The following is a 20,790-nucleotide window of genomic DNA, read 5'->3' as shown; positions in this document are numbered from 1 at the left end:
GGAACCCCGCCATGACCGTGACCATCTACCACAACCCCGCCTGCGGGACGTCCCGCAACGTCCTCGCTCTCATCCGCAACAGCGGCGAGGAGCCGGAAGTCGTCGAATACCTGAAGACGCCGCCCTCGCGGGAGGCGCTGGCCGGCCTGATCCGGCGCATGGGAGTCGCGGTGCGCGATGTCCTGCGGCAGAAAGGCACGCCCTACGAGGAGCTTGGCCTCGGCGACCCGTCCCTGACCAACGACCAGTTGCTCGACGCCATGATGGCCCATCCCATCCTCATCAACCGCCCCATCGTGGTGACGCCGCTCGGTGCCAGGCTGTGCCGGCCTTCCGAGGCGGTGCTCGACCTCCTGGTGAAGCCGCAGCGTGGCGCCTTCGCGAAGGAGGACGGCACGCCGGTCGCGGACACCGCAGGGCGCCGCCTTCCGGCGGAGGGGACGGAATGAGCGCGGCCGCGCCGGGGAAGGCCGCCACGCGCCGGCGCCGGGCGGCGATGGGCACCTTCGAGCGGTACCTCACCCTCTGGGTCGCGCTCTGCATCGTCGCGGGCGTCGTGCTTGGCGCCGTGCTGCCTGGCCCGTTCCAGGCACTCGGCCGCATGGAGGTGGCGCAGGTCAACATCCCTGTCGCCCTGCTCGTCTGGGCGATGATCGTGCCGATGCTGCTCCGCGTGGATTTCGGCGCCATGGCGCAGGTGACACGCCACTGGCGCGGCATCGCGGTGACCCTGGGCGTGAACTGGCTGGTGAAGCCCTTCTCCATGGCGCTGCTGGGCTGGCTGTTCATCGGCTGGCTGTTCCGGCCCTGGCTGCCCGAAGGCCAGATCGACAGCTATATCGCTGGGCTGATCCTGCTGGCGGCGGCGCCCTGCACCGCGATGGTGTTTGTCTGGAGCAGGCTGACGGACGGCGAGCCGAACTTCACGCTCAGCCAGGTGGCGCTGAACGACGCCATCATGGTGCTGGCCTTTGCGCCAGTGGTCGGGCTGCTGCTCGGGCTGTCCGCCATCGCGGTGCCCTGGGACACGCTGCTGCTTTCCGTGCTGCTCTATATCATCGTGCCCGTCGTCGCGGCGCAGCTCTGGCGGCGCTCGCTCCTGGCCGCAGGCGGCGAGGGCGCCCTGCAGCGGGTCCTCAAGGTGCTGCACCCGGTTTCGCTGGCCGCGCTGCTGGCCACCCTGGTGCTGCTGTTCGGCTTCCAGGGCGAGCAGATCCTGGCGCAGCCGGTGGTCATCCTGCTGCTCGCCGTGCCCATTCTCATCCAGGTCTACTTCAACGCCGGCCTGGCCTATCTCCTGAACCGCCAGTGCGGCTCGGCGCACAGCGTCGCCGGCCCCTCGGCGCTCATCGGCGCCAGCAACTTCTTCGAACTGGCCGTGGCTGCCGCCATCAGCCTGTTCGGCTTCGAGAGCGGCGCGGCGCTGGCCACGGTGGTCGGCGTGCTGGTCGAGGTGCCGGTCATGCTTTCGGTGGTCCACCTCGTGATGCGCACGCGGGGCTGGTACGAGCGTGGCGTGGGCCGGACGGCAACGGGCTAGGCGAGCAAGGGAAGCGGCGTTGGGCTGAACGGGCTTCCCGCGCGGTGGATGGGGAAGGCGGAACCGGCGGTTCCGCTCGACCGGCCTGGGCAGAGGCCCAGGCCGGTGCCCCTCGGTCCGCTTCCCGGCATCCTGACGAGGCCACGCCGCGAGTGCCTAGGGCGCGAGTTCGCGCATCACCCGGATGAGGTCGGACTTCCCTTCGAAGCCGATGCCCGGCAGCTCGGGCATCACCACATGCCCTTCCTCGACGCGCACGCCGTCGGGGAAGCCGCCATAGGGCTGGAAGAGGTCGGGGTAGCTTTCGTTGCCCCCGAGCCCGAGTCCGGCCGCGATCATCAGCGACATCTGGTGCCCGCCATGCGGGATGCAGCGGGAGGGCGACCAGCCGAACTGGTGCAGGACCTCCAGGGTGCGCAGGTACTCGACCAGGCCGTAGGAAAGCGCGCAGTCGAACTGCAGCCAGTCGCGGTCCGGCCGCATGCCGCCGTAGCGCAGCAGGTTGCGGGCGTCCTGGTGGGAGAAGAGGTTCTCGCCGGTGGCCATCGGGCCGGGATAGAACTCGGACAGCGCGGCCTGCAGCGCGTAGTCCAGCGGGTCACCCGCTTCCTCGTACCAGAACAGCGGATAGTCCCGCAGCATCCTGGCATAGGCGATGGCGGTCTCGAGGTCGAAACGCCCGTTGGCATCCACCGCGAGCCGGGCCTGCGCGCCGATCTCGGCCAGCACCGCCTCGATGCGCCTGCGGTCCTCCTCGATGGGAGCGCCGCCGACCTTCATCTTGACCACGTTGTAGCCGCGGTCGAGATAGCCGCGCATCTCGGCGCGAAGGGCGGCGTTGTCCTTGCCCGGATAGTAGTAGCCGCCCGCGGCATAGACGAAGACGCGCGGGTTCGCCTCGCGCCCGTGGCGCTCGGCGAGCAGGCGGAACAGCGGCTTGCCCTCGATCTTCGCGACCGCGTCCCACACCGCCATGTCCACCGTGCCGACGGCGACCGAACGCTCCCCATGCCCGCCCGGCTTCTCGTTCGCCATCATCGCCGCCCAGACCTTGGCGGGGTCGATGTTGTCGCGCGCGTCGTCGCGCAGGCTCTGCGGGTCGGCCTCCAGGATGCGGCCGCGGAAGCGTTCGCGGATCAGCCCGCCCTGGCCATACCGGCCATTGGAGTTGAAGCCGTAGCCGACAACCGGCCGCCCGTCGCGCACCACATCGGTGACCACGGCCACCAGGCTCGTCGTCATCCGGCTGAAGTCGATATAGGCGTTGCGGATCGGGGAGGCGATGGGCTGGGTGATCTCGCGGACGTCGACGATGCGCATTCGGCATACCTCCTGGGGCGGCGAGGCGACAAGGTCCGCTTCCGTCCCCCTCTCCTTGGCCGCTGGTTCATGGTCGGCACCCGGAGTACAGTCGGCCGCCCCCCGCCTTCCAATGCCAAGAATGGAAATCGTCATGCATGCCGGGCATCGGCCGTGGACCTGACCTGGCTGGAGGATTTCCTGGCCCTGGCGGAGCACCGGAACTTCTCGCGAGCCGCGGAGGCGCGGCACGTCACCCAGCCCGCCTTCAGCCGGCGCATCCAGGCCCTGGAGAACTGGGTCGGCACGCCGCTGGTGCTGCGCACGCCGCAGGGCGTGGTGCTGAACGCGGCCGGCGAGCACCTGCGGGAGCAGGCGGCCGGCCTGACGCGTGACCTGCAACAGATGCGGCGTGGCGCGCTGAAGGCGGCGGGACGCGAGGGGGCCGCGCTGACGATCGCCGCCACCCACGCGTTGTCCTTCACCTTTTTCCCCGGCTGGATCCGGGCGCTGTCCACGTTGGAGATGCCGGGGACGCTGAACCTGGTCTCCGACTCCATGGCCGCCTGCGAGCGGGTGCTGCTGGCGGGCGACGCCGATTTTCTTCTCGGCCATTCCCACGCCGAAGCGCCGGCGCGCCTGGCCACCGATGCCTTCACCAGCCTCCTGGTGGGCACCGACCTCCTTGTGCCGGCCTCGGCTCCCGATGCGGCGGGCGCGGCCCGCTGGAAGCTGCCCGGCGCCGCTGCGGCGCCTGTCCGCCTGCTCGCATACAACGCCGCCTCGGGGCTCGGCCGCATCATCGAGGCTGCGCAGCGTTCGTTCGCCCAGGTCCCGGTGCTCGACACGGTGTTCACCTCGCCACTCGCGGCCGCACTCCAGACCATGGCGCGCCAGGGGCAGGGAATGGCCTGGCTGCCGCGCACCATGGCGGCCGAGGATCTTGCGGCCGGGCATCTGGTCGATGCGGGCGGAGCAGGGTTTTCGATCCCTGTCGAGATCCGGCTTTTCCGGCCGCTGCGCCGGCGGTCGAACGTCGCCGAAGCCTTCTGGACGGCCGCATCCGAACAGTCTGCCGCCTGAACAGCCTGCCTCCTGAAAAGGGGAGGACGGGACGAACCGCTTGCAGAATCCCCGGCGGCAATGGCCGCCGTCCGGGCGAACGGCGAAGCACGGCGCGGCCGCGCGGGGATCGCGGCCCTGCGTCTTGCAGGAGGGGGGTGGCGGGAGGCGCGCAGGGCGTGCCAGATCCTGCGCCCATCGGCCGGCAAACCGGCTAGGGTCACCAAAGGCCGGGAACCACGCCCAAGCGGGAAAGCCCAGGCGCGGTTCCACGGCCCGGTCATCCAGGAGAGGCAATCGTGAAGATCACCTTCTACGCCCATGCGAGCTTCCGCCTCGAAGCGGACGGCCTGGCGATCGTCACCGATCCCTACACGCCCGCCAGGAGCGGCTTCGATCCGATCCATGAACCGGCCGACATCGTCCTCATGAGCTCGGCCACGGATGACTTCCATTCCGATCCGAGCCATGTGCTGGGCGCGCCGGTCGTGGTCAACGCGCTTGAGCTGCCGCCGGAAGGCGCCGAGATGCGCGGGATCACCATCCGCCCCTTCCCGGCCTATGAGAGCCTGACCTTCGATTACCAGGCGGCGGCCGGGCGGGACCCCGATGCCAACGCCCTCTACCACTTCACCCTGGGCGGCCTGCGCGTGCTCCACATGGGCGACATCGGCAACCCGGTCGCGCCCGAGCATCTGGAGGCCCTCCGCGGGCAGGTCGATATTCTGCTGGCCCTGACGGGCGAGCACGCCACCATCGCGCTCGACGACCTGGACGAGGCGATCCGCGCGATCGGGCCGCGCGTCATCATTCCCATGCATTATTTCAGCCCGCGCGGCGTGCTGAAGATCGAGCCGGTGGAACGGTTCATCGCCCGGTTCCCGGCCGAGGCGGTCACGCGCGTCGGCGGCCCGGCGCTGGAGCTGACGCCCGAGACGCTGCCGGGCGATGCGCCGCATGTCTTCGTGCTGGAGCAGTCGCGCTAGAGCGTTTTCCGTTGGCTCTGGCTCACGGGAAATGCTCTGGCCGGTTGTTTCGACGAGCATCTTCACCCGTCCCGGTGATGCCATCGGAACGGGATCTGCTCCAGCGCGGCGCGTTCCGGCGGCCCCGCGCCGAGGCGGGGGCATGAGCGGCCGGGCGATCTGGCGCCCGGCCATGGTGCGGCCCCGGCTGCGGGCGCGGCGTTGCGGCCCGCGCCACTGCCGGTCCTTCGCCGGGCCACGGCCCGGAAGTGTCCGGGCTCACCCGCGGGCGCCGGAACTCAGAACGTGCCGACCTCCTCCAGGAGCTGCCGGATCTCGTTGCGGCCGCTTTCGCTCAGCGGTGCCTGGGGCGGCAAGGGCGCGCCGACGGGAAAGCCCTGGATCTCCAGCGCGCCCTTGATGCAGGCCGCCAGCGAGTGCCTGGCGAAGGCCTGGTTCACCGCCCAGAGCTTGCGCTGCAGGACCATCGCGGCGTCCCATTCGCCCGCGCGGCAGAGGTCGTAGAGCTTCACGCTCTGCCGGGGAATGATGCAGCCGGGCCCCGCCATCCAGCCGACGCCGCCGATCATCATGACGCAGGCGGGAATATGGGCCGAGGCGGCGAACACGCCCATGCGGCCCTCCGTCTCGTTGATGATGGAGAGCAGGCGGCCCGTGTTGGTGGAGGCGTCCTTGATGTAGCGGATATTGGGCACGGCCGAGAGGCGGCGGATCACCGGCAGCGAGAGGTCGGAGCGCTGGAACTGCGGGTTCGTGTAGAGCACCACCGGGCCGTTCGTCGCCTCGGCCACCGCGCGGAAATAGTTTTCCACGCCTTGCTCCGTGACCGGGAAATAGGCCTCCAGGATCGCGAGGACGCCGTCGGCGCCCCGCGCCATGACCTCGCGCGCCAGCATGGCGCCCTCCCGGATGGTGGTGGCGGCCACGCCGGCGATCACCGGCACGCGGCCCCGCGCCGCCTGCACCACGACATCCACCACCTCCAGCCGCTGGGCGGTGCTCAGATAGGCGAACTCGCCCGTGCTGCCGAGCGGCGTGAGGCCGTGCACGCCTGCCTCGATCAGGTGCTCGACCAGCCGGGCGAGCACATCGCGCATCACGCGCCCTTCCGCATCGATGGGCGAGACGAGGTAGGGATAGACCCCCTGCAGTCCGCTTGGCTCCGGCATCATGGATCTCCAGATGGGTGGAAGATGGCCGCGGGCGGGTGGAACCGGCGCTGCGGTCCGGCCCGCCCCTCCGCCGGCGCGCAGCTTGGCACAGCCGCGGCGGGATTGCCCGCGGGCGGCGAGGCTGCCGCCGGAACGGCCGTGCCGCCCTGCGGGAGCCTTGCGCGGCGGCAAGCGACCCGCGGCGGGACGGCCTGTACCGCGCGCGCCGGCGCCGCCACACTGCGGGAAAGAGGAGCGGAACGGGGGCAGGATGGACGAGCTTCGCTTTCTGACGGCCTTGCACCGGCCTGGCAGCCTGGTGGATGTGGGCGCGCATGACGGCCTGCTCGCCGTGCCGCTGGCCCGCCTTCCCGGCGCGCATGTGCTGGCCTTCGAGCCGCTCCCCGCCGCCTTCGCCCGGCTTTCCGCCGCCTGCGCGGAAATCACGTCGGTCACGCCGCTGCCGCAGGCGCTGGGCGATGTGCCCGGCCAGCTCACGCTTTCCGTGCCGGTGGTGGAGGGCGTCCGGCAGGAGCAATGGGCTTCCCTGGTCAAGAGCTTCGAGGGCCACGGCCGGCATGTCGGCACCGAGGCATTCCAGGTGCCGGTCGTCACGCTGGACAGCTTCGGCCTGTGCGACCTGACCGCGATGAAAATCGATGCGGAGGGTGCGGAGTACGAGGTGCTGCGGGGCGCGCGTGAAACCCTGCTGCGCTGCCGACCGGTGCTGACGCTGGAACTGGAGGAGCGGCACCGGGAAGGGTCCACCTGGGCGGTGCCCGCCTTTCTGGATGCGCTGGACTACGTCACCTGCTTTGTTCTTGACGGGCGGTGGTGGCCCGCCGCGGCGCTGGACCGCGCGACCATGCAGCGGGCCAGCCCGGACCCCTCCGACTACGCGGCCTCTGATCCCTATGTCTTCAATTTCTTCGCCTGGCCGCGGGAACGGGAGGCCATGGTCCGGCAGCGCCTGCCGGAGATCGGGGCAGGGGCCTTGCAGCCTGGGCGCCCGCTCGGCCGGGGCGCCTAGCCGTCCACCCCTGCCGCATCGGCGGGCTTTCCGCAGGGCGCGGGCGAAAAAGGCGAAGAGGCCGCCCACGACCGGCCGCGGCACCTCAGGCAGCCATCCCGCCAGCCAGCCAAGGAGAATGGCCACGGCCAGCATCCGGCGGGCGGTGCTGCGATGGGCCGGTGGATGGTCGCGTTGCATGCCGTGGCCGCTGGACAGGACGTGCAGCCCCGTGCCGCCGCCATGCAGCAGCGGGGAGGCAGGGCCAGGCGTCGTCCGCGTTAGGCGCCGTGCGGGCCAGGCGTCGTGCGGGCCAGACGTCGTGCGGGCCAGACGTCGTGCGGGCCAGACGTCGTGCGGGCTGGGGGTCGTGGCGAAACCATGCGGCGCCGCTGCTGTTAGATTGGCATGCAGCCAACAAGGCTGCAGGGCGCCAGACGAGGCGGGACACGCCCGGACCGATGCGGTGGTTCAGGACCATGTTCGGTCATGGCGAGCCGTGTCGCCGAGCCCTGGAGCTTCCAGCGCGCTGGTGCTTCCGCAACGGATAGGAGATGGAGGACGTCATGGTCGACAAGGATCGCGTCGAAGGCAAGGCCGAGCAGGCCAAGGGTTCGCTCAAGAAGGGAGCGGGCGAAATGTTGGGCGACGAGAAAATGAAGGCCGAAGGCGAGGCCGACAAGGCGAAGGGCAAGGTTCAGGACAGCTACGGCGCGGCCAAGGACAAGGCCCGCGATACCCTCGACAAGAGCTGATCGGGCGACAAGAGCTGATCGGGACTTTCCCCGTTGCCCGCCGGACCGCGTCCGGTGGGCAGCCGGGGCCTGTCGCCACCCGCGGCGTCAAGGCTGCGGCCGGAGCCGCCCGTTGGTCCGGGCGGCTTCACTTCGGGGCTGGCCAGCGCGCCTGATGCGTGGGTGAAGGCTCCGCCAGCCCGTATCGGCAGGGAAGCGCAACCGCGCGCGGCGTGACGGTCTTCCCTGTTGCCGGCTCTGCACAATCCCTGACGGGCAGGACCGCCCGTCACCATGTTCGGGAGCGAAACATGCCTCTGCTTCTCTGGCTGCTCGGAGTGCCGGGCCTCATCGTCATTCTTCTCTGGATCACCGGCGTGATCGGCTTCTGACATGCCGCGGCGGGCATTGGCTTCGGCCATGCGCTCGTAAGTCTCCACGGGGCACGCACCGGCGCGAATGGCTCGGTGCGGTCCCTTCGTCGCACCTGGTCCGCGGGCGGCGAGGCGCACCGGCGGCAGCCGGCGGGAAAGCCGGCTGGCCGGGGCAGGGCGGAGCCTGTTAGCCTTCCGCCGCCCTGATCGGAGGACGCCTTGCTCGAACTGCTGGTTGTTCTGTTCCTCGTGCTGCTGAACGGCGTCTTCTCGCTGTCCGAGCTGGCGGTGGTTTCCGCGCGCCGCTCGCGGCTGCGCGCAATGGCCGAGGAGGGACGGTCAGGCGCGCAATCGGCCCTGGCTCTGGCCGCCGATCCCGGCCGGTTCCTGTCGACCGTGCAGATCGGGATCACCCTGGTGGGCGTGCTGGCAGGCGCCTTTTCCGGCTCCACGCTGGGTGGCCGCCTGGCGGCCTGGCTCGCGGGACTCGGCCTTTCGCAGGGCATCGCCGAGCCACTCGGCTTCGGTGTGGTCGTGGCCCTGGTAACCTATCTCTCCATCGTGGTCGGCGAGCTCGTGCCCAAGCGCCTGGCGCTGAGCAACGCGGAGGGGCTCGCCTGCACCGTTGCGCCGCTGATGACGGTGGTGTCCCGCGTGGCCGCCCCGCTGGTCTGGCTGCTGGACAACTCCACCAGCCTGATCTTCCGCCTGCTCGGGCGCGGCACCGACCCGGAGGAAAGGGTTACCGAGGATGACCTGCGGGCACTGGTCGCCGAGGCCGAGCGGCATGGCGCCATCGAGACGGCGGAGCGCCAGATGATCGCCGGGGTTCTGCGCCTGGGCGAGCGGCCGGTCCGTGGCGTCATGTCGCCACGGGGCGAGGTGGACTGGATCGACGCCGCCGCCGGCCAGGAGGCAGCGCGCGAGGTGCTGATGCGCACCAGCCATTCGCGCCTGCCGGTCGGCGACGGATCGGCCGACCGCATGATCGGCGTGGTGCAGTCGCGCGAGCTGCTTGCGGCGCTGCTGCGTGGCGAGGCGCTGGACATCCGCGCCCAGACCCGCGTCGCGCCCGTGATCCCCGATACGGCGGAGGCGCTCGACGTGCTCGCCCGGCTGCGCGAGGCCGAGGTGCCGATGGCGCTGGTGCATGACGAGTACGGCAACTTCGAAGGCCTGGTGACCCCGACGGACCTGACGGGCGCGATCGTTGGCGACTTCCGCTCGGATGCGGAGGCGGGCGAGGAGCCTGCCGCCCTGCAGCGGGAGGATGGCTCCTGGCTGCTGTCCGGCTGGCTCCCCGCGGACGAGATGGCGGAGAACCTGAAGCTGGGCCTTCCGGCCGAGCGTGCCTACCAGACCACCGCCGGCTTCATGCTGGAGGTGATGAAGCGCCTGCCGCGCGTGGGCGAGGTGGTGGAGTGGGGGGGCTGGCGGTTCGAGGTGGTGGACCTTGATGGCCGCCGCATCGACAAGCTGCTGGCGACACGGACCGGACGCGAGCCCCTTTCCATGCGGCGGCGGCCGGGGGCCGGGCCGCCGGTCCGCTGACCGCCGCGACCGCCCCGAAACTGGCGCGGCCGGCACCTGTTCTCCCGCCACGAACCTTTCTCGGCGCCGCGATGCCGAAGCCACGGAGAGCATGCCATGAAGCGCCTTTTCCTTGCCGCCGCGGTTGCGGTGCTCGCCGCCGCCCCTGTCCGCGCCAAGCAGGTCGGCGAGATCAGCACGGACTGGACCGGAAACGACATCGTCATCGAGGCGCTCACCGATCCGGACGTGCAGGGCGTGACCTGCCATCTGACCTATTTCAGCCGTGGCCTCATTGATCGTCTGTCGAAGGGCAACTGGTTCGAGGACCCGTCCAACTCTTCCATCGCCTGCCGCCAGACCGGCCCGATCGTCGTCGGCGACATCGAGACGGACAAGAACGGGGAGGAGGTCTTCAGCGAAGGCCGCAGCCTCATCTTCAAGTCGCTCCAGGTCCGCCGCCTCTACGACCGCGAGAACAACACGCTGATCTACGTATCCTACTCGCGCCAGATCAAGGACGGCAGCGCGAAGATGGCCATTTCCACCGTGCCGCTCTTCGATCGGGAGGTTTCCTGGAGCAAGGGGCGGCCTCGCTAGGGCGGAGCATGCTCCGCGGGGCGCGCCGGAGAAGGGCGCCCGACAGCACAGCCGCGGCTGCTCCGCCGTGCCTCCGCGTCCGGCCGGCCGGACCGCGTTCCGGCCCTGGCCTCCCGCTGGCCGAAGCAGCGTGGAGCACCGCCGTGTCACCCGGCGGCACCGGTGGCCGATGGAGGCTCCGCGGCGTCGCGGGTCAGGAAATCGCCGAGGCGCACCTCGCCGCCGGCCACCACGCGCGCCGTGAGGCCGCCATGCCCACGAACGGCGTTGTAGCCGCCGGCGCCCAGGATCTCCTCCATCCGCGAGCAGGGCTGGCACTCGCCTGTCACCTCCAGCCGCGCGGTTCCCAGGCGGATGCGCTGCCCTTTCAGCGCCAGGAGGTTGATGCCGGAAACAACGATGTTGCGCCGGAGCATTTCCGGAGCGACCGCATCCCGCCCGAGAAAGCTGGCGATCGCCGCCAGGTCCTCGGCGCCGATCAGCGTGACCTGCCGCGCCCGGCGGGTGCGGCTGCTGTAGTGGTCGCCAGCCAAGCCGGTCTCCGGATCGAGCGCCACCGCCGCCTGCGGCGCGAGCGGCTCCCGCCGGGCCGGGCGCAGGCCGATCCAGCACACGCGGCCCGGCCGCATCGGCGCGGCGAGCAGCCGGGAAAGGGGGGAGAGAGGGTTCAGCAAGGCAGGGAGTCATCCTTCCGGGTGGCGCGTCGGCTCGGGGCCCGCCCATGAACGCCGTTGGGCGATGCGGCCGGAGGAGAAAGGATTCTCCGCCGGGGCCCCCTGTTCTCCTTTTTGTCCGCTTTTCCGGCGCGGGTGAAGCACGGGCGCTCCCAGGCCGCCGGGACGCCGTCCCGCCACCCGCGGACCCGGGAAGGCGGACCCAGGACGAGGTTTGGGGGAGCTTGCTTCTCCCGACCCCTGTCCGCTCAGGAACGGGCCACGCCGCCATGGATGGCTTGCGCGCCGTCGCCCGGCTGGCCGTCGCGGGCCGGCGGGGGTAAAGGCGGGGAACCCGACCTGGTGCGCCGGACGCGGCGCGGCCGGGAACCGCCGGACCCGGCACGGAATGAGGATCGCCAGCATGCCCGCCTACCGTTCGCGCACCACAACCCACGGCCGCAACATGGCCGGCGCCCGCGGCCTGTGGCGCGCCACGGGCATGAAGGATTCCGACTTCGGCAAGCCGATCATCGCCATCGCCAACTCCTTCACCCAGTTCGTGCCGGGCCATGTCCACCTGAAGGACCTCGGCCAGCTGGTGGCGCGCGAGATCGAGGCGGCGGGCGGCGTGGCGAAGGAGTTCAACACCATCGCCGTGGACGACGGCATCGCCATGGGGCATGGCGGCATGCTCTACAGCCTGCCCTCGCGCGAGCTGATCGCCGACAGCGTCGAGTACATGGTCAACGCCCATTGCGCCGACGCGCTGGTCTGCATCTCCAACTGCGACAAGATCACGCCCGGCATGCTGATGGCGGCGATGCGCCTCAACATCCCCGTCGTCTTCGTCTCCGGCGGGCCGATGGAAGCGGGCAAGGTGGTGCATCGCGGCCAGAAGCGCAGCGTGGACCTGATCGACGCCATGGTCGCCGCCGCCGACAGCACCGTCACCGACGAGGAGGTGAAGGTGATCGAGCGCTCGGCCTGCCCGACCTGCGGCTCCTGCTCCGGCATGTTCACCGCCAACTCGATGAACTGCCTGACCGAGGCGCTGGGCCTGGCGCTGCCGGGCAACGGCACCGTGGTCGCCACCCATGCCGACCGCCGCGGCCTGTTCCTGGAGGCGGGCCGGCTGATCGTCGATCTCGCCAGGCGCTACTACGAGCAGGACGACGCCGCCGCCCTGCCGCGCAACATCGCCACCTTCGCCGCCTTCGAGAACGCGATGACGCTGGACATCGCCATGGGGGGCTCCACCAACACGGTGCTGCACCTGCTGGCGGCGGCGGAGGAGGGCGGCGTGCCCTTCACCATGCGCGACATCGACCGGCTCTCCCGCCGCGTGCCGGTGCTCTGCAAGGTGGCGCCCGCGGTGGCCGACGTGCATGTCGAGGACGTGCACCGCGCCGGCGGCATCATGGGCATCCTGGGCGAGCTGGACCGCGCCGGGCTGATCGACACCTCGGTCTCCACCGTGCACGAGCCGACGCTCGGCGAGGCGCTGGCGCGCTGGGACGTGCGGCGCACCGAGAGCCGCACCGCGCACGACTTCTTCCGCGCCGCGCCGGGCGGCATCCCGACCATCGAGGCCTTCAGCCAGTCCGCCCGCTGGGAGGATCTGGACATCGACCGCGAGAAGGGCGTGATCCGCGACCGCGCGCACGCCTTCTCGCAGGACGGCGGCCTGGCGGTGCTCTACGGCAACCTGGCCGAGGAGGGCTGCATCGTGAAGACGGCGGGGGTGGACGCCTCCATCCTCGCCTTCGCCGGCCCGGCCCGCATCTTCGAGAGCCAGGACGCGGCGGTGGAGGGCATCCTCGGCGGCAAGGTGGCGGCGGGCGACGTGGTGCTGGTGCGCTATGAGGGGCCGAAGGGCGGCCCGGGCATGCAGGAAATGCTCTACCCGACCAGCTACCTGAAGTCGAAGGGGCTGGGGAAGGCCTGCGCCCTGGTGACGGACGGGCGCTTCTCCGGCGGCTCCTCCGGCCTTTCCATCGGCCATGTCTCGCCGGAGGCGGCCGAGGGCGGCCTGATCGGGCTGGCCGAGGAGGGTGACCGGATCGAGATCGACATCCCGAACCGGGTCATCCGGCTGGCCGTTGCCGAGGATGTGCTGGAGCAGCGGCGCGCCGCCATGGAGCAGCGCGGCGCGGCGGCCTGGCAGCCGGTGAACCGCGACCGGCAGGTTTCGGCCGCGCTGCGGGCCTATGCCGCGCTGACCACCAGCGCCGCCCGCGGCGCCGTGCGCGACGTTGAGCAGCGCCGCCGCTGAGGCGCGACCGGCGAGGGCATGCGGCCGGCTGGGCCGGGTGCCTCGCCCGAAATGCCGCGCCGGGGCCGCCGCGAAGCGGTCCCGCCGCGTTCCGCCGGCAGGGGAAGGGCCGGCGCGAAGGGGATCAGCGGGCCGCCAGCATCGTGGCGGCCGGAGCCTGCTGCAGGTAGACGACGTCGCTGTGGCCGCCCAGGTCCACCGGGGTGCCCGGAGCCCGGTTGCCAATCGAGGGGTCGGCATAGGCGATCGTCGTGTTCTGGCCGAGCTGCGCGAAGCGGGCATAGCCGCCGCCGACGATGTTGCCCGTGTAGCTCGGGTCATACTGGACCGCGAAGTTCTCGCCCCGGTCGGTCACGGTCAGGTCCTGCGCCTGGGCGGCGCCGGCCAGGCCAAGAAGGGCAAGGGCGGCGAACAGCGAGCGGGTGATGGTCATGATGGCTTTTCCTAAACGGGTTCTTTTTGCGCTGACGGGGTGTTCCGTCGGTGAACCCGAGATGGACACCCAGGGGCCCCGGCTGAATTGGCGAATGCCGATGCCGGCTATCGGCGGAAATGATGATGGCGGGATGCAACCAACCCGGCCGCCGAGCGGGTGGCACGGTGCCGCCGGACCGGTAGGGTTCCTCCGGGATGCCTGAGCTTGCCGTCTATGCCGGGCTCTTCGGCCTGGCCTTCGTTGCCGCCACCATCCTGCCGGCGCAGTCGGAAGCCGCGCTGGCCGGGCTGCTGCTGGCCGGGACCTACTCGCCGGTGCTGCTGCTGGTCGCCGCGAGCCTGGGCAACACCGCCGGATCGGCCCTCAACTGGGGGCTGGGCCGCGGCATCGAACGCTTCCGCGGCCGGCGCTGGTTTCCCGTGCGGCCGGCGGCGCTGGAACGGGCGCAGGGCTGGTACAGGCGCCATGGGAAGTGGTCGCTGCTGCTGAGCTGGCTGCCCATCGTCGGTGACCCGCTCACCCTGGTGGCGGGGGTGATGCGGGAGCCGTTCCTGCCCTTCCTGCTGCTGGTGGCGCTGGCCAAGTCCGGCCGCTACCTCGTCATCGCCCTTCTGGTGCTGGGCTGGGCCGAAGCGGGCTGAGCGGCCGTCCCGCCCCGCTCAGCGGGCCGGCGGCGCCGGCCTGGCGGCGCTGCGGCGCCCGGCGGCGGCGCGGATCTCCGCCACCGCCACCGGCCGGAAGTCCCAGACATCGACGCCGACATCGGCCTGCCGCGCCAGGGGCTTCAGCCGGCCATGGCTGTGGCCGTGCAGGTTGACCCAGCCCCGGCCCATGTTCCGCCAGCTGCGGAAGGCGTAGTGGCAAAGGACCAGCGAGGCGCCTTCCACGGTGATCTCGGCGTAGGCCTGCACGCTGGCCCAGCCCGGCAGGCCCAGCGTGGCCGGGCCGTCATTGTTGCCGGTGATGAGGTGCTTGCGCCCGTGCAGGCCGTCGAGCAGGGCCTGCATGGCGGTTGCGTCCGGCCCGAGCGCGAAGTCGCCGAGATGCCAGACCTCGTCCTCCGGCCGCACGGTGGCGTTCCAACGCTCCAGCATCGCTGCGTCCATGGCGGCGATGGAAGGAAAGGGGCGGCGGTACAGCCCGCGCGCGCCGCCATGGCCGAAATGCGTGTCGGCGGTGAAGAAGACGGCCACGCTGTGCTGCCTTCCCGCGCCTAGTAGTTCTTCCAGAGGCCGGGCGTCGCCAGCTCGACCAGGTTGCCGTCGGGGTCGCGGAAATAGAGGCTGCGCGACCCGCGCGGCCAGTCGACCCGGCCTTCGATCGCCACGCCCCGCCTTTCCAGATGCGCCTGCCAGGCCGCCAGCCGCTCAGGCGCGACGGCGAAGGCGTAGTGGAGATGGCCGCTGCCGTCATGCGGCGGGATCACGCCGCCAGGCAGTTCCGCCGGCGTGCCGGTGGTGCCGCGCTGGAACAGCAGCAGCACACTGCCCGGCGCGGCCGGATAGGCGGCGATGCGTTCGTCCACGACCATCGGCCGCAGCCCGAGCACCTCCTCGTAGAAGGCGCGGGCCCGTGCGAGGTCGTCCACGTAGAGGCTGGTTTCGAGAATGCCACCCAGCGGCGGCGCGCTTCCGCTCGGCATCGCGGCTCCTCCCTGGTTGCCGGCCCAGGGAAGCAATGAGCGATGCGCCCGGAAGTTTACGCGGCAGGAGCCTGCATCGCCGCGCAGGGGAGCGGTCAGGCGATGGACGCAAAGCTTTGATTGTCCCGCAGGCTGAGCAGGCCCTAGGTCGGAGGCACGCATGACGCGAAGGAGGACCGAACCGCAATGACCGATGGGATCGCGCCGTGAACCAGATAGCCGCCGCAACCCGCACGATGCAGGCCGCGACGCTCGCCGGCCCGGGACGCCTCCGGCTTGAGGAGGTGGCGCTGCCCGAGCCTGGCCCGGGGCAGGTGCGCCTGCGGCTGGAAGGCTGCGGGGTCTGCGCCTCCAACCTGACGCCCTGGGAAGGGCCGGAATGGATGCAGTTCCCGACCGAGCCGGGCGCGCTTGGCCATGAGGGCTGGGGCGTGGTGGACGCGCTGGGCGAAGGGGTCGAGGGCCTGCGCGCGGGCGACCGCGTCGCCGCGCTCTCCTACAAGAGCTATGCCGAATACGACGTCGCGGATGCCGATGCCGTGGTGCGCCTGCCGGACTCGCTGGCCGGCCAGCCCTTCCCCGGCGAGCCGCTGGGCTGCGCGATGAACATCTTCCGCCGCAGCGGTATCGAGGCCGGGCAGACCGTCGCCATCATCGGCATCGGCTTCCTCGGCGCCATCCTGACGAAGCTCGCCAGCGACGCGGGGGCGCGCGTCATCGCCATCTCGCGCCGGCCCTTCTCGCTGGACCTGGCGCGCCGCATGGGCGCGGCGGAGGTGATCCCGATGGAGGACCACCACGCCATCATCGCCCGCGTGAAGGAACTGACCGGCGGGGTTTTCTGCGACCGCGTCATCGAGGCGGTGGGCAAGCAATGGCCGCTCGACCTCGCCGCCGAGCTGACCCGGGAGCGCGGCCGGCTGATCGTCGCCGGCTATCACCAGGACGGGCCGCGGCAGGTCAACATGTGGCTGTGGAACTGGCGCGGGCTCGACGTCATCAACGCGCATGAGCGCGACCCGAAGGTCTACATGCAGGGCATCCGCGAGGCGGTGGAGGCCGTCGCCTCCGGCCGGCTGGACCCGAGCGGGCTCTACACCCACCGCTTTCCGCTGGCGCGGCTGGACGAGGCGCTGAACGCCACGCGCGACCGGCCCGACGGTTTCCTCAAGGCGCTGGTGACCTTCCGGTGAGCGCGGTGCGGAGCGAGGCGCCACTTGCGGCGCAGACCCGCCGCCTGCGGCTCGGCTTCCTCGGCACCGGCTGGATCGGCCGGCACCGCATGCAGGCCATTCTGGAGACGGGCGTGGCGGAGGCCGCCGCCATCGCCGATGCCTCGCCCGGGATGGCGGCCGAGGCGGCCAAGCTGGCGCCCGGTGCCCGGCACGTGGACAGTCTCGACGCGATGCTGGCGATGGAGCTCGATGGCGTGGTGATCGCCACCCCCAGCGCGCTGCATGCCGAGCAATCCATCCGCGCGCTGGAGCACGGCGTGGCGGTGTTCTGCCAGAAGCCGCTTGGCCGCACGGCGGCGGAGGCGCGCGCGGTGGTGGAGGCGGCGCGCAAGGCCGACCGGCTGCTGGCGGTGGACCTCTCCTATCGCTTCACCGAGGGGATGCGGCGCATCCGCGAGATCGCGCAGTCCGGCGAGCTGGGCCGCATCTACGCGGTGGATCTCGTCTTCCACAACGCCTACGGGCCGGACAAGCCGTGGTTCTACGACCCCGCGCTCTCGGGTGGCGGCTGCGTCATGGACCTCGGCGTGCACCTGGTGGACCTTGCCCTCTGGGTGCTGGACTTCCCGGGCGTCGCCAAGGTCTCGGGCAGCCTGTTTGCCGGCGGCGAGCCGCTCGGCGGAAGGCCGGACAAGGTGGAGGACTATGCCGTCGCCACCCTGGCGCTGGAGAGCGGCGCGGCGGTGCAGCTCGCCTGCTCCTGGCGCCTGCAGGCCGGCTGCGACGCCGTCATCTCCGCCGCCTTCTACGGCACCGAGGGCGGCGCGGCGCTGCGCAACGTCGCTGGCTCCTTCTACGACTTCACCGCCGAGCGCTATCGCGGCACGGCGCGCGAGACCCTGGCCTCGCCGCCCGACGCCTGGGGCGGCCGCGCCGCCGCCGACTGGGCGACGCGCCTCGCGAATGGCGCGCGCTTCGATGCCGGCGCCGAGCGGCTGGTGGCGGTGTCCGAAGTGCTGGACCGCATCTACGGGCGCTGAGCGTTGCCGGGGAGGCCAGAAGGGACCATTGCGGCCTCCCCGCACCCCACGATCCGTGGGGCCTTACTTCTTCTCGATGTTCCAGAACACCATCACCGGCGCGTTCAGCACGCCGGAGACGTTGGCGCGCCGCGCATAGGGCTGCGTGTACTGGCCGAGCACGCGATAGGGCTGCACTTCCGCGAGGCGGCGATGCAGCGCCTCGGTGGCGGCGCGGCGGCTTTCGTCATCCACGGCTTCCACCACGGCGTTGCGCAGCTTCTCCGCCTCGGCATCGCAGGGCCAGCCGGCCCAGGCGCGGTCGCAGGACATGTTGGTGCCGATATTGGTGATCGGCGACTGCATGGTGGGGCCGGAGGCCGTGGTGACGAAGAGGTTCCAGCCGCCCTGGTCCGGCGCCGCGCGGTTCTGCTGGCGCGTCGTCACCGTGCCCCAGTCGGCGAACTGCAGGTCCACCTTCATGCCGATCTTCTTCAGCGCCTCGGCGGCGACCTCCGCCATGCGGCCGATCGGCGCGATGTCGTAGGAGGAGGTGATCACCATGGTCTCGCCCTTGTAGCCGCTCTCGGCCAGCAGCTTGCGGGCGGTCTCCAGGTTCGGCTTCGCGTAGCCCTCCGTGCCGGCATCGGTGCCGTTGGGGCTGCCGCAGACGAAGTAGGACGCGCAACGCTTCCACCACTGCTCGTCGCCGAAGCCGGCGGCCAGGAAGTCGGCCTGGTCGGTGGCGTAGGCCAGGGCCAGCCGCGCGCGCGGGTCGTTGAAGGGCGGGTGCAGGTGGTTGGGCCGCAGCATCACCTGGTTGTCGAGGCTGGAATAGCGCTCGACCTTGATGTCGCGGCCGCGGCTGATGACCGGGATGAGGTCCTGGCTCGGTTGCTCCCAGATGTCGATCTCGCCGGCCTGCAGGGCGGCGGCGGCGGTGGCGGCATCGGGCATGATGGTCCACTCGACGCGGTCGAGCTTCACCACGCGGCCACCGGCGAGGCCATCGGCCGGCTCGCCGCGCGGCTTGTAGTCGGGATTGCGGTCATAGACGACGCGCGCGCCGCTGCGCCATTCCGCGCGGTTGAACAGGAAGGGACCGCTGCCGATGGTGTTCTGCACCGGCTTCATCGGATCGGTCGTCGCGTCGCTCTCGCGCATGATGGCCGGGATCTGCCCGACCGCGGAGCCGAGCGCGAAGGGCACCATGCCGGTCGGCTTCTTCAGCCGCAGCGTGAAGGTCCGGTCGTCCTGCGCCTCCAGCGCGGCGGTGTATTCGGCGAGCTTGCCGCCCACCGTGTCGCGCGCCATCCAGCGCTTCAGCGAGGCGATGACGTCCTTGCTGGTGACGGGCTGGCCGTCATGGAAGCGCAGGCCCTCGCGCAGCCTGAAGGTCCAGGCGAGGTTGTCCGGCGCGGTGGAGAAGCTTTCCACCATCTGCGGATGCGGCTGCAGCTTGGAATCCCAGGCGAACAGCGTCTCGTAGACCATCAGCCCGTGCATGCGGGTGATGACGATGGAGGCGAAGACCGGGTCCAGCGTCTTGAGGTCCGCATGCGGGGCCACGCGCAGCACGCGGTTCGGTGCCGGCTGCGCCACGGCCCCGGAGGACGGCGGCAGGGCCAGGACGAGGGCGAGCGGCGCGGCGGAAAGCAGCGGCGCGAGGCGTGAGCGGGTCAAGCGGCGTCTCCCGGTTCATTGCAGCGATGGAAGTGCAACACCCGTGCGCGGTGGCTGGCAACCCGCAAAGACCCGTCGCGCCCAAGGGAAAGGCAGGGGCGGTGCAGCCAGGGGCCGTGCGGCAGGGCGGCGAGCGCGCGGCCGCCCGGCAGCAGGGTGAGGGTGGTCTCGACACCAATCCCGCCCGCCCAGGGGAAGCGCGCCGTGCCGTCCGCGCGCAGGGTGAGGCGCAGGCCGAGCCGCGCCTCGCGCCATTCGCCCACCAGGGCGGGGTCGAGCGCCTGGTCCGCCGGCACGCGCCGCAGGTGCCGCGCGGCGCCGCCGATGGTGCCGGCCAGCACATCCCGGCCCTCGGCGCGGAGGCGGATGTCCAGATAGGCCGGCAGGCTGCGCGCACCGCCGCCGGGGGCGGCGACCAGCCGCTCATGAGCGCCCATGAAGGTGATCGAGTCGGCCGTGCTCTCCGCCCAGAACGGCCCTTCCTCCGCCACGAAGAGGCCAGTGGGGAAATCTTGCGGCGGTCCGGGCAGCGCTTCCCCCAGCAGGGCCGCCGCCACCCGCAGCGCGGGCCAGAGCGCATCCTCCTCCCGGTTGGTCAGCACGACCACGCCGGCGCCATGCTCTGGCGCCATCAGGACATGGTTGCGGTAGCCGGGCAGGGAGCCGCCATGGCCGAGCAGGGTGGTGGTGCCCAGCGCGCTGCGCACCAGGCCCAGGCGGTAGAGGCTTTCCGTGCCGTCGGCGAAGGGGCGGGGGGCGGCGAGGCGCTCCAGCATGCCCGCCAGCGGGCCCCGTCCGGCGAGCAGCGCCGACAGCCATTCCGCCAGCGCCGTCGCGCTGCCCGCCAGTCCGCCCGAGGCGGAGAAATGCACGCCGTAGCGCCCCCGCCGCCAGGCCGCACCGTCCCGCCAGTAGCCGGTGGCGAGGCCGGGCACAGGCTCCGCCTCGTCCTCGGGAAAGGCGATGGGCAGCCCGAGCGGCTCCAGCAGGCGGCGCCGCAGCGCCTCGGCATAGGAGACGCCCCGCTGCGCCGGAACGACCGCCTGGGCCAGGCGCCAGCCGGTGTTGGAATAGGCCATCTCCGTGCCGGGCGCGGCGTTCAGCCCGGGCAGGCCGCGCGCCACCGCCATGATCTCCGCCGCCTTCAGGCTGGCGGTGAAGGGCACGCCGCGCTGCCACAGCACTTCCATCATGTCCGGCAGGGCACCCGTCATGTCGAGCGCGCGGCCGAGCGGCAGCGCGCCGATCGCCGGGGGCAGCCCCTCCAGAAGGGCGCCCAGCAGGGCGTCGAGGGGAATGCCCTCCAGCAGCACCGTCGCGGCGAGGAAGTGCTTGCTGATCGAGGCGTAGCGGCTCGGCGTTTCCGGCGTGAAGGGGATTTCGTGCTCGATGCTGGCGAGCCCGCCGCAGGCCGCGTCGCGGATGCCGGCGCTGTCGAAGGTCAGGATGGCGCCGCCCGGCCCGGCCGTTCCGTTCCAGCCGGTGGTGATGGCCTCGGCTTCGGTGGCGGCGCGGTTCCAGTCCGGCATGCGGCGTGTCCCTGTTCGGCGGAGGGCGACATTCCCCCAGCCTTCCGCCGCGGCGTCAACTCGGGCCGAAGTGCCTGGAAGAGGAGCGCGGCG

Annotated in this window: 20 protein-coding genes; 12 read left to right on the top strand and 8 right to left on the bottom strand. The window is 71.4% G+C overall.

Translation table 11 applies throughout. The features are described 5' to 3' along the window. Nucleotides 1-11 precede the first annotated feature (11 nt). Complete coding sequence (arsC, locus tag E0493_RS17280) at nt 12-449, top strand: arsenate reductase (glutaredoxin) (protein ID WP_160938492.1); 438 nt, start codon at nt 12-14, stop codon at nt 447-449. Further along, nucleotides 446-1,540: an ACR3 family arsenite efflux transporter gene (gene arsB, locus E0493_RS17275; protein ID WP_202397185.1), complete on the top strand. Its 1,095-nt coding sequence runs from the start codon at nt 446-448 to the stop codon at nt 1,538-1,540. The genes arsC and arsB overlap by 4 nt, the downstream gene beginning before the upstream one ends. 156 nt (nt 1,541-1,696) lie before the next feature. Here arsB and E0493_RS17270 read toward each other — a convergent pair whose 3' ends face one another. Beyond that, on the bottom strand, nt 1,697-2,860 hold the full coding sequence (locus tag E0493_RS17270) for a mandelate racemase/muconate lactonizing enzyme family protein (RefSeq protein ID WP_160938491.1): 1,164 nt from the start codon (nt 2,858-2,860) through the stop codon (nt 1,697-1,699). Between the two features lie 153 nt (nt 2,861-3,013). On the opposite strand from E0493_RS17270, the gene E0493_RS17265 reads away from it, so the two are divergent. Further along, complete coding sequence (locus tag E0493_RS17265) at nt 3,014-3,922, top strand: LysR family transcriptional regulator (RefSeq protein ID WP_160938490.1); 909 nt, start codon at nt 3,014-3,016, stop codon at nt 3,920-3,922. Nucleotides 3,923-4,200: 278 nt separating this feature from the next. After that, the gene (locus tag E0493_RS17260) at nt 4,201-4,887 is read left to right on the top strand and encodes an MBL fold metallo-hydrolase (protein ID WP_160938489.1); all 687 of its coding nucleotides are present in this window, start codon (nt 4,201-4,203) and stop codon (nt 4,885-4,887) included. A gap of 278 nt (nt 4,888-5,165) precedes the next feature. Here the strand turns inward: E0493_RS17260 and E0493_RS17255 are convergent, their stop codons facing one another. After that, on the bottom strand, nt 5,166-6,056 hold the full coding sequence (locus tag E0493_RS17255) for a dihydrodipicolinate synthase family protein (RefSeq protein ID WP_160938488.1): 891 nt from the start codon (nt 6,054-6,056) through the stop codon (nt 5,166-5,168). A 253-nt stretch (nt 6,057-6,309) separates the two neighbouring features. Here E0493_RS17255 and E0493_RS17250 point away from each other — a divergent pair, with 253 nt between their 5' ends. From E0493_RS17250 to E0493_RS17235, 4 genes are all read left to right on the top strand, one after another. After that, nucleotides 6,310-7,068, top strand: coding sequence for an FkbM family methyltransferase (locus tag E0493_RS17250; RefSeq protein ID WP_160938487.1), 759 nt, complete (start codon nt 6,310-6,312; stop codon nt 7,066-7,068). 545 nt (nt 7,069-7,613) lie between these two features. After that, nucleotides 7,614-7,802 (top strand): CsbD family protein, encoded by a 189-nt coding sequence (locus E0493_RS17245; RefSeq protein WP_160938486.1) that lies wholly within the window; start codon nt 7,614-7,616, stop codon nt 7,800-7,802. A 572-nt stretch (nt 7,803-8,374) separates the two neighbouring features. Next, nucleotides 8,375-9,706: a hemolysin family protein gene (locus tag E0493_RS17240; protein WP_160938485.1), complete on the top strand. Its 1,332-nt coding sequence runs from the start codon at nt 8,375-8,377 to the stop codon at nt 9,704-9,706. 96 nt (nt 9,707-9,802) lie between these two features. Next, nucleotides 9,803-10,285, top strand: a complete 483-nt coding sequence (locus E0493_RS17235; RefSeq protein WP_160938484.1) for a CreA family protein — start codon at nt 9,803-9,805, stop codon at nt 10,283-10,285. Nucleotides 10,286-10,431: 146 nt separating this feature from the next. Here the strand turns inward: E0493_RS17235 and E0493_RS17230 are convergent, their stop codons facing one another. Then, entirely contained in the window at nt 10,432-10,959 is a 528-nt protein-coding gene (locus tag E0493_RS17230) for an MOSC domain-containing protein (RefSeq protein WP_202397183.1), read from the bottom strand. A gap of 403 nt (nt 10,960-11,362) precedes the next feature. On the opposite strand from E0493_RS17230, the gene ilvD reads away from it, so the two are divergent. After that, entirely contained in the window at nt 11,363-13,213 is a 1,851-nt protein-coding gene (ilvD, locus tag E0493_RS17225; RefSeq protein WP_160938483.1) for a dihydroxy-acid dehydratase, read from the top strand. A 124-nt stretch (nt 13,214-13,337) separates the two neighbouring features. Here the strand turns inward: ilvD and E0493_RS17220 are convergent, their stop codons facing one another. Next, the gene (locus E0493_RS17220) at nt 13,338-13,646 is read right to left on the bottom strand and encodes a hypothetical protein (RefSeq protein WP_160938482.1); all 309 of its coding nucleotides are present in this window, start codon (nt 13,644-13,646) and stop codon (nt 13,338-13,340) included. Nucleotides 13,647-13,843: 197 nt separating this feature from the next. Between E0493_RS17220 and E0493_RS17215 the strand changes: the two genes are divergently transcribed. Further along, nucleotides 13,844-14,290, top strand: a complete 447-nt coding sequence (locus tag E0493_RS17215; RefSeq protein ID WP_160938481.1) for a YqaA family protein — start codon at nt 13,844-13,846, stop codon at nt 14,288-14,290. Between the two features lie 18 nt (nt 14,291-14,308). On the opposite strand, the gene E0493_RS17210 is transcribed toward E0493_RS17215, so the two are convergent. Continuing rightward, nucleotides 14,309-14,842, bottom strand: coding sequence for a metallophosphoesterase family protein (locus tag E0493_RS17210; protein ID WP_160938480.1), 534 nt, complete (start codon nt 14,840-14,842; stop codon nt 14,309-14,311). A 20-nt stretch (nt 14,843-14,862) separates the two neighbouring features. Next, complete coding sequence (locus E0493_RS17205) at nt 14,863-15,291, bottom strand: VOC family protein (protein ID WP_160938479.1); 429 nt, start codon at nt 15,289-15,291, stop codon at nt 14,863-14,865. 206 nt (nt 15,292-15,497) lie between these two features. Here E0493_RS17205 and E0493_RS17200 point away from each other — a divergent pair, with 206 nt between their 5' ends. Both E0493_RS17200 and E0493_RS17195 read left to right on the top strand, forming a co-directional pair. Beyond that, complete coding sequence (locus E0493_RS17200; protein ID WP_367614534.1) at nt 15,498-16,484, top strand: MDR/zinc-dependent alcohol dehydrogenase-like family protein; 987 nt, start codon at nt 15,498-15,500, stop codon at nt 16,482-16,484. After that, nucleotides 16,481-17,506, top strand: coding sequence for a Gfo/Idh/MocA family protein (locus tag E0493_RS17195; protein ID WP_160938478.1), 1,026 nt, complete (start codon nt 16,481-16,483; stop codon nt 17,504-17,506). Before E0493_RS17200 ends, E0493_RS17195 begins: the two co-directional genes overlap by 4 nt. Before the next feature lie 63 nt (nt 17,507-17,569). Here E0493_RS17195 and E0493_RS17190 read toward each other — a convergent pair whose 3' ends face one another. After that, nucleotides 17,570-19,168 (bottom strand): ABC transporter substrate-binding protein, encoded by a 1,599-nt coding sequence (locus tag E0493_RS17190; RefSeq protein ID WP_160938477.1) that lies wholly within the window; start codon nt 19,166-19,168, stop codon nt 17,570-17,572. Further along, a complete protein-coding gene (locus E0493_RS17185; protein WP_160938476.1) occupies nt 19,165-20,697 on the bottom strand; it encodes a serine hydrolase domain-containing protein in 1,533 nt (510 codons plus the stop codon). Before E0493_RS17185 ends, E0493_RS17190 begins: the two co-directional genes overlap by 4 nt. Nucleotides 20,698-20,790 lie beyond the last annotated feature (93 nt).

The organism is Teichococcus coralli (assembly GCF_009829925.1).
In the GTDB taxonomy this organism is placed as follows: Bacteria; Pseudomonadota; Alphaproteobacteria; order Acetobacterales; family Acetobacteraceae; genus Pseudoroseomonas; species Pseudoroseomonas coralli.
Note: the sequence above shows the minus strand (reverse complement) of the source record. Positions and strands in the feature narration are given on the sequence as shown.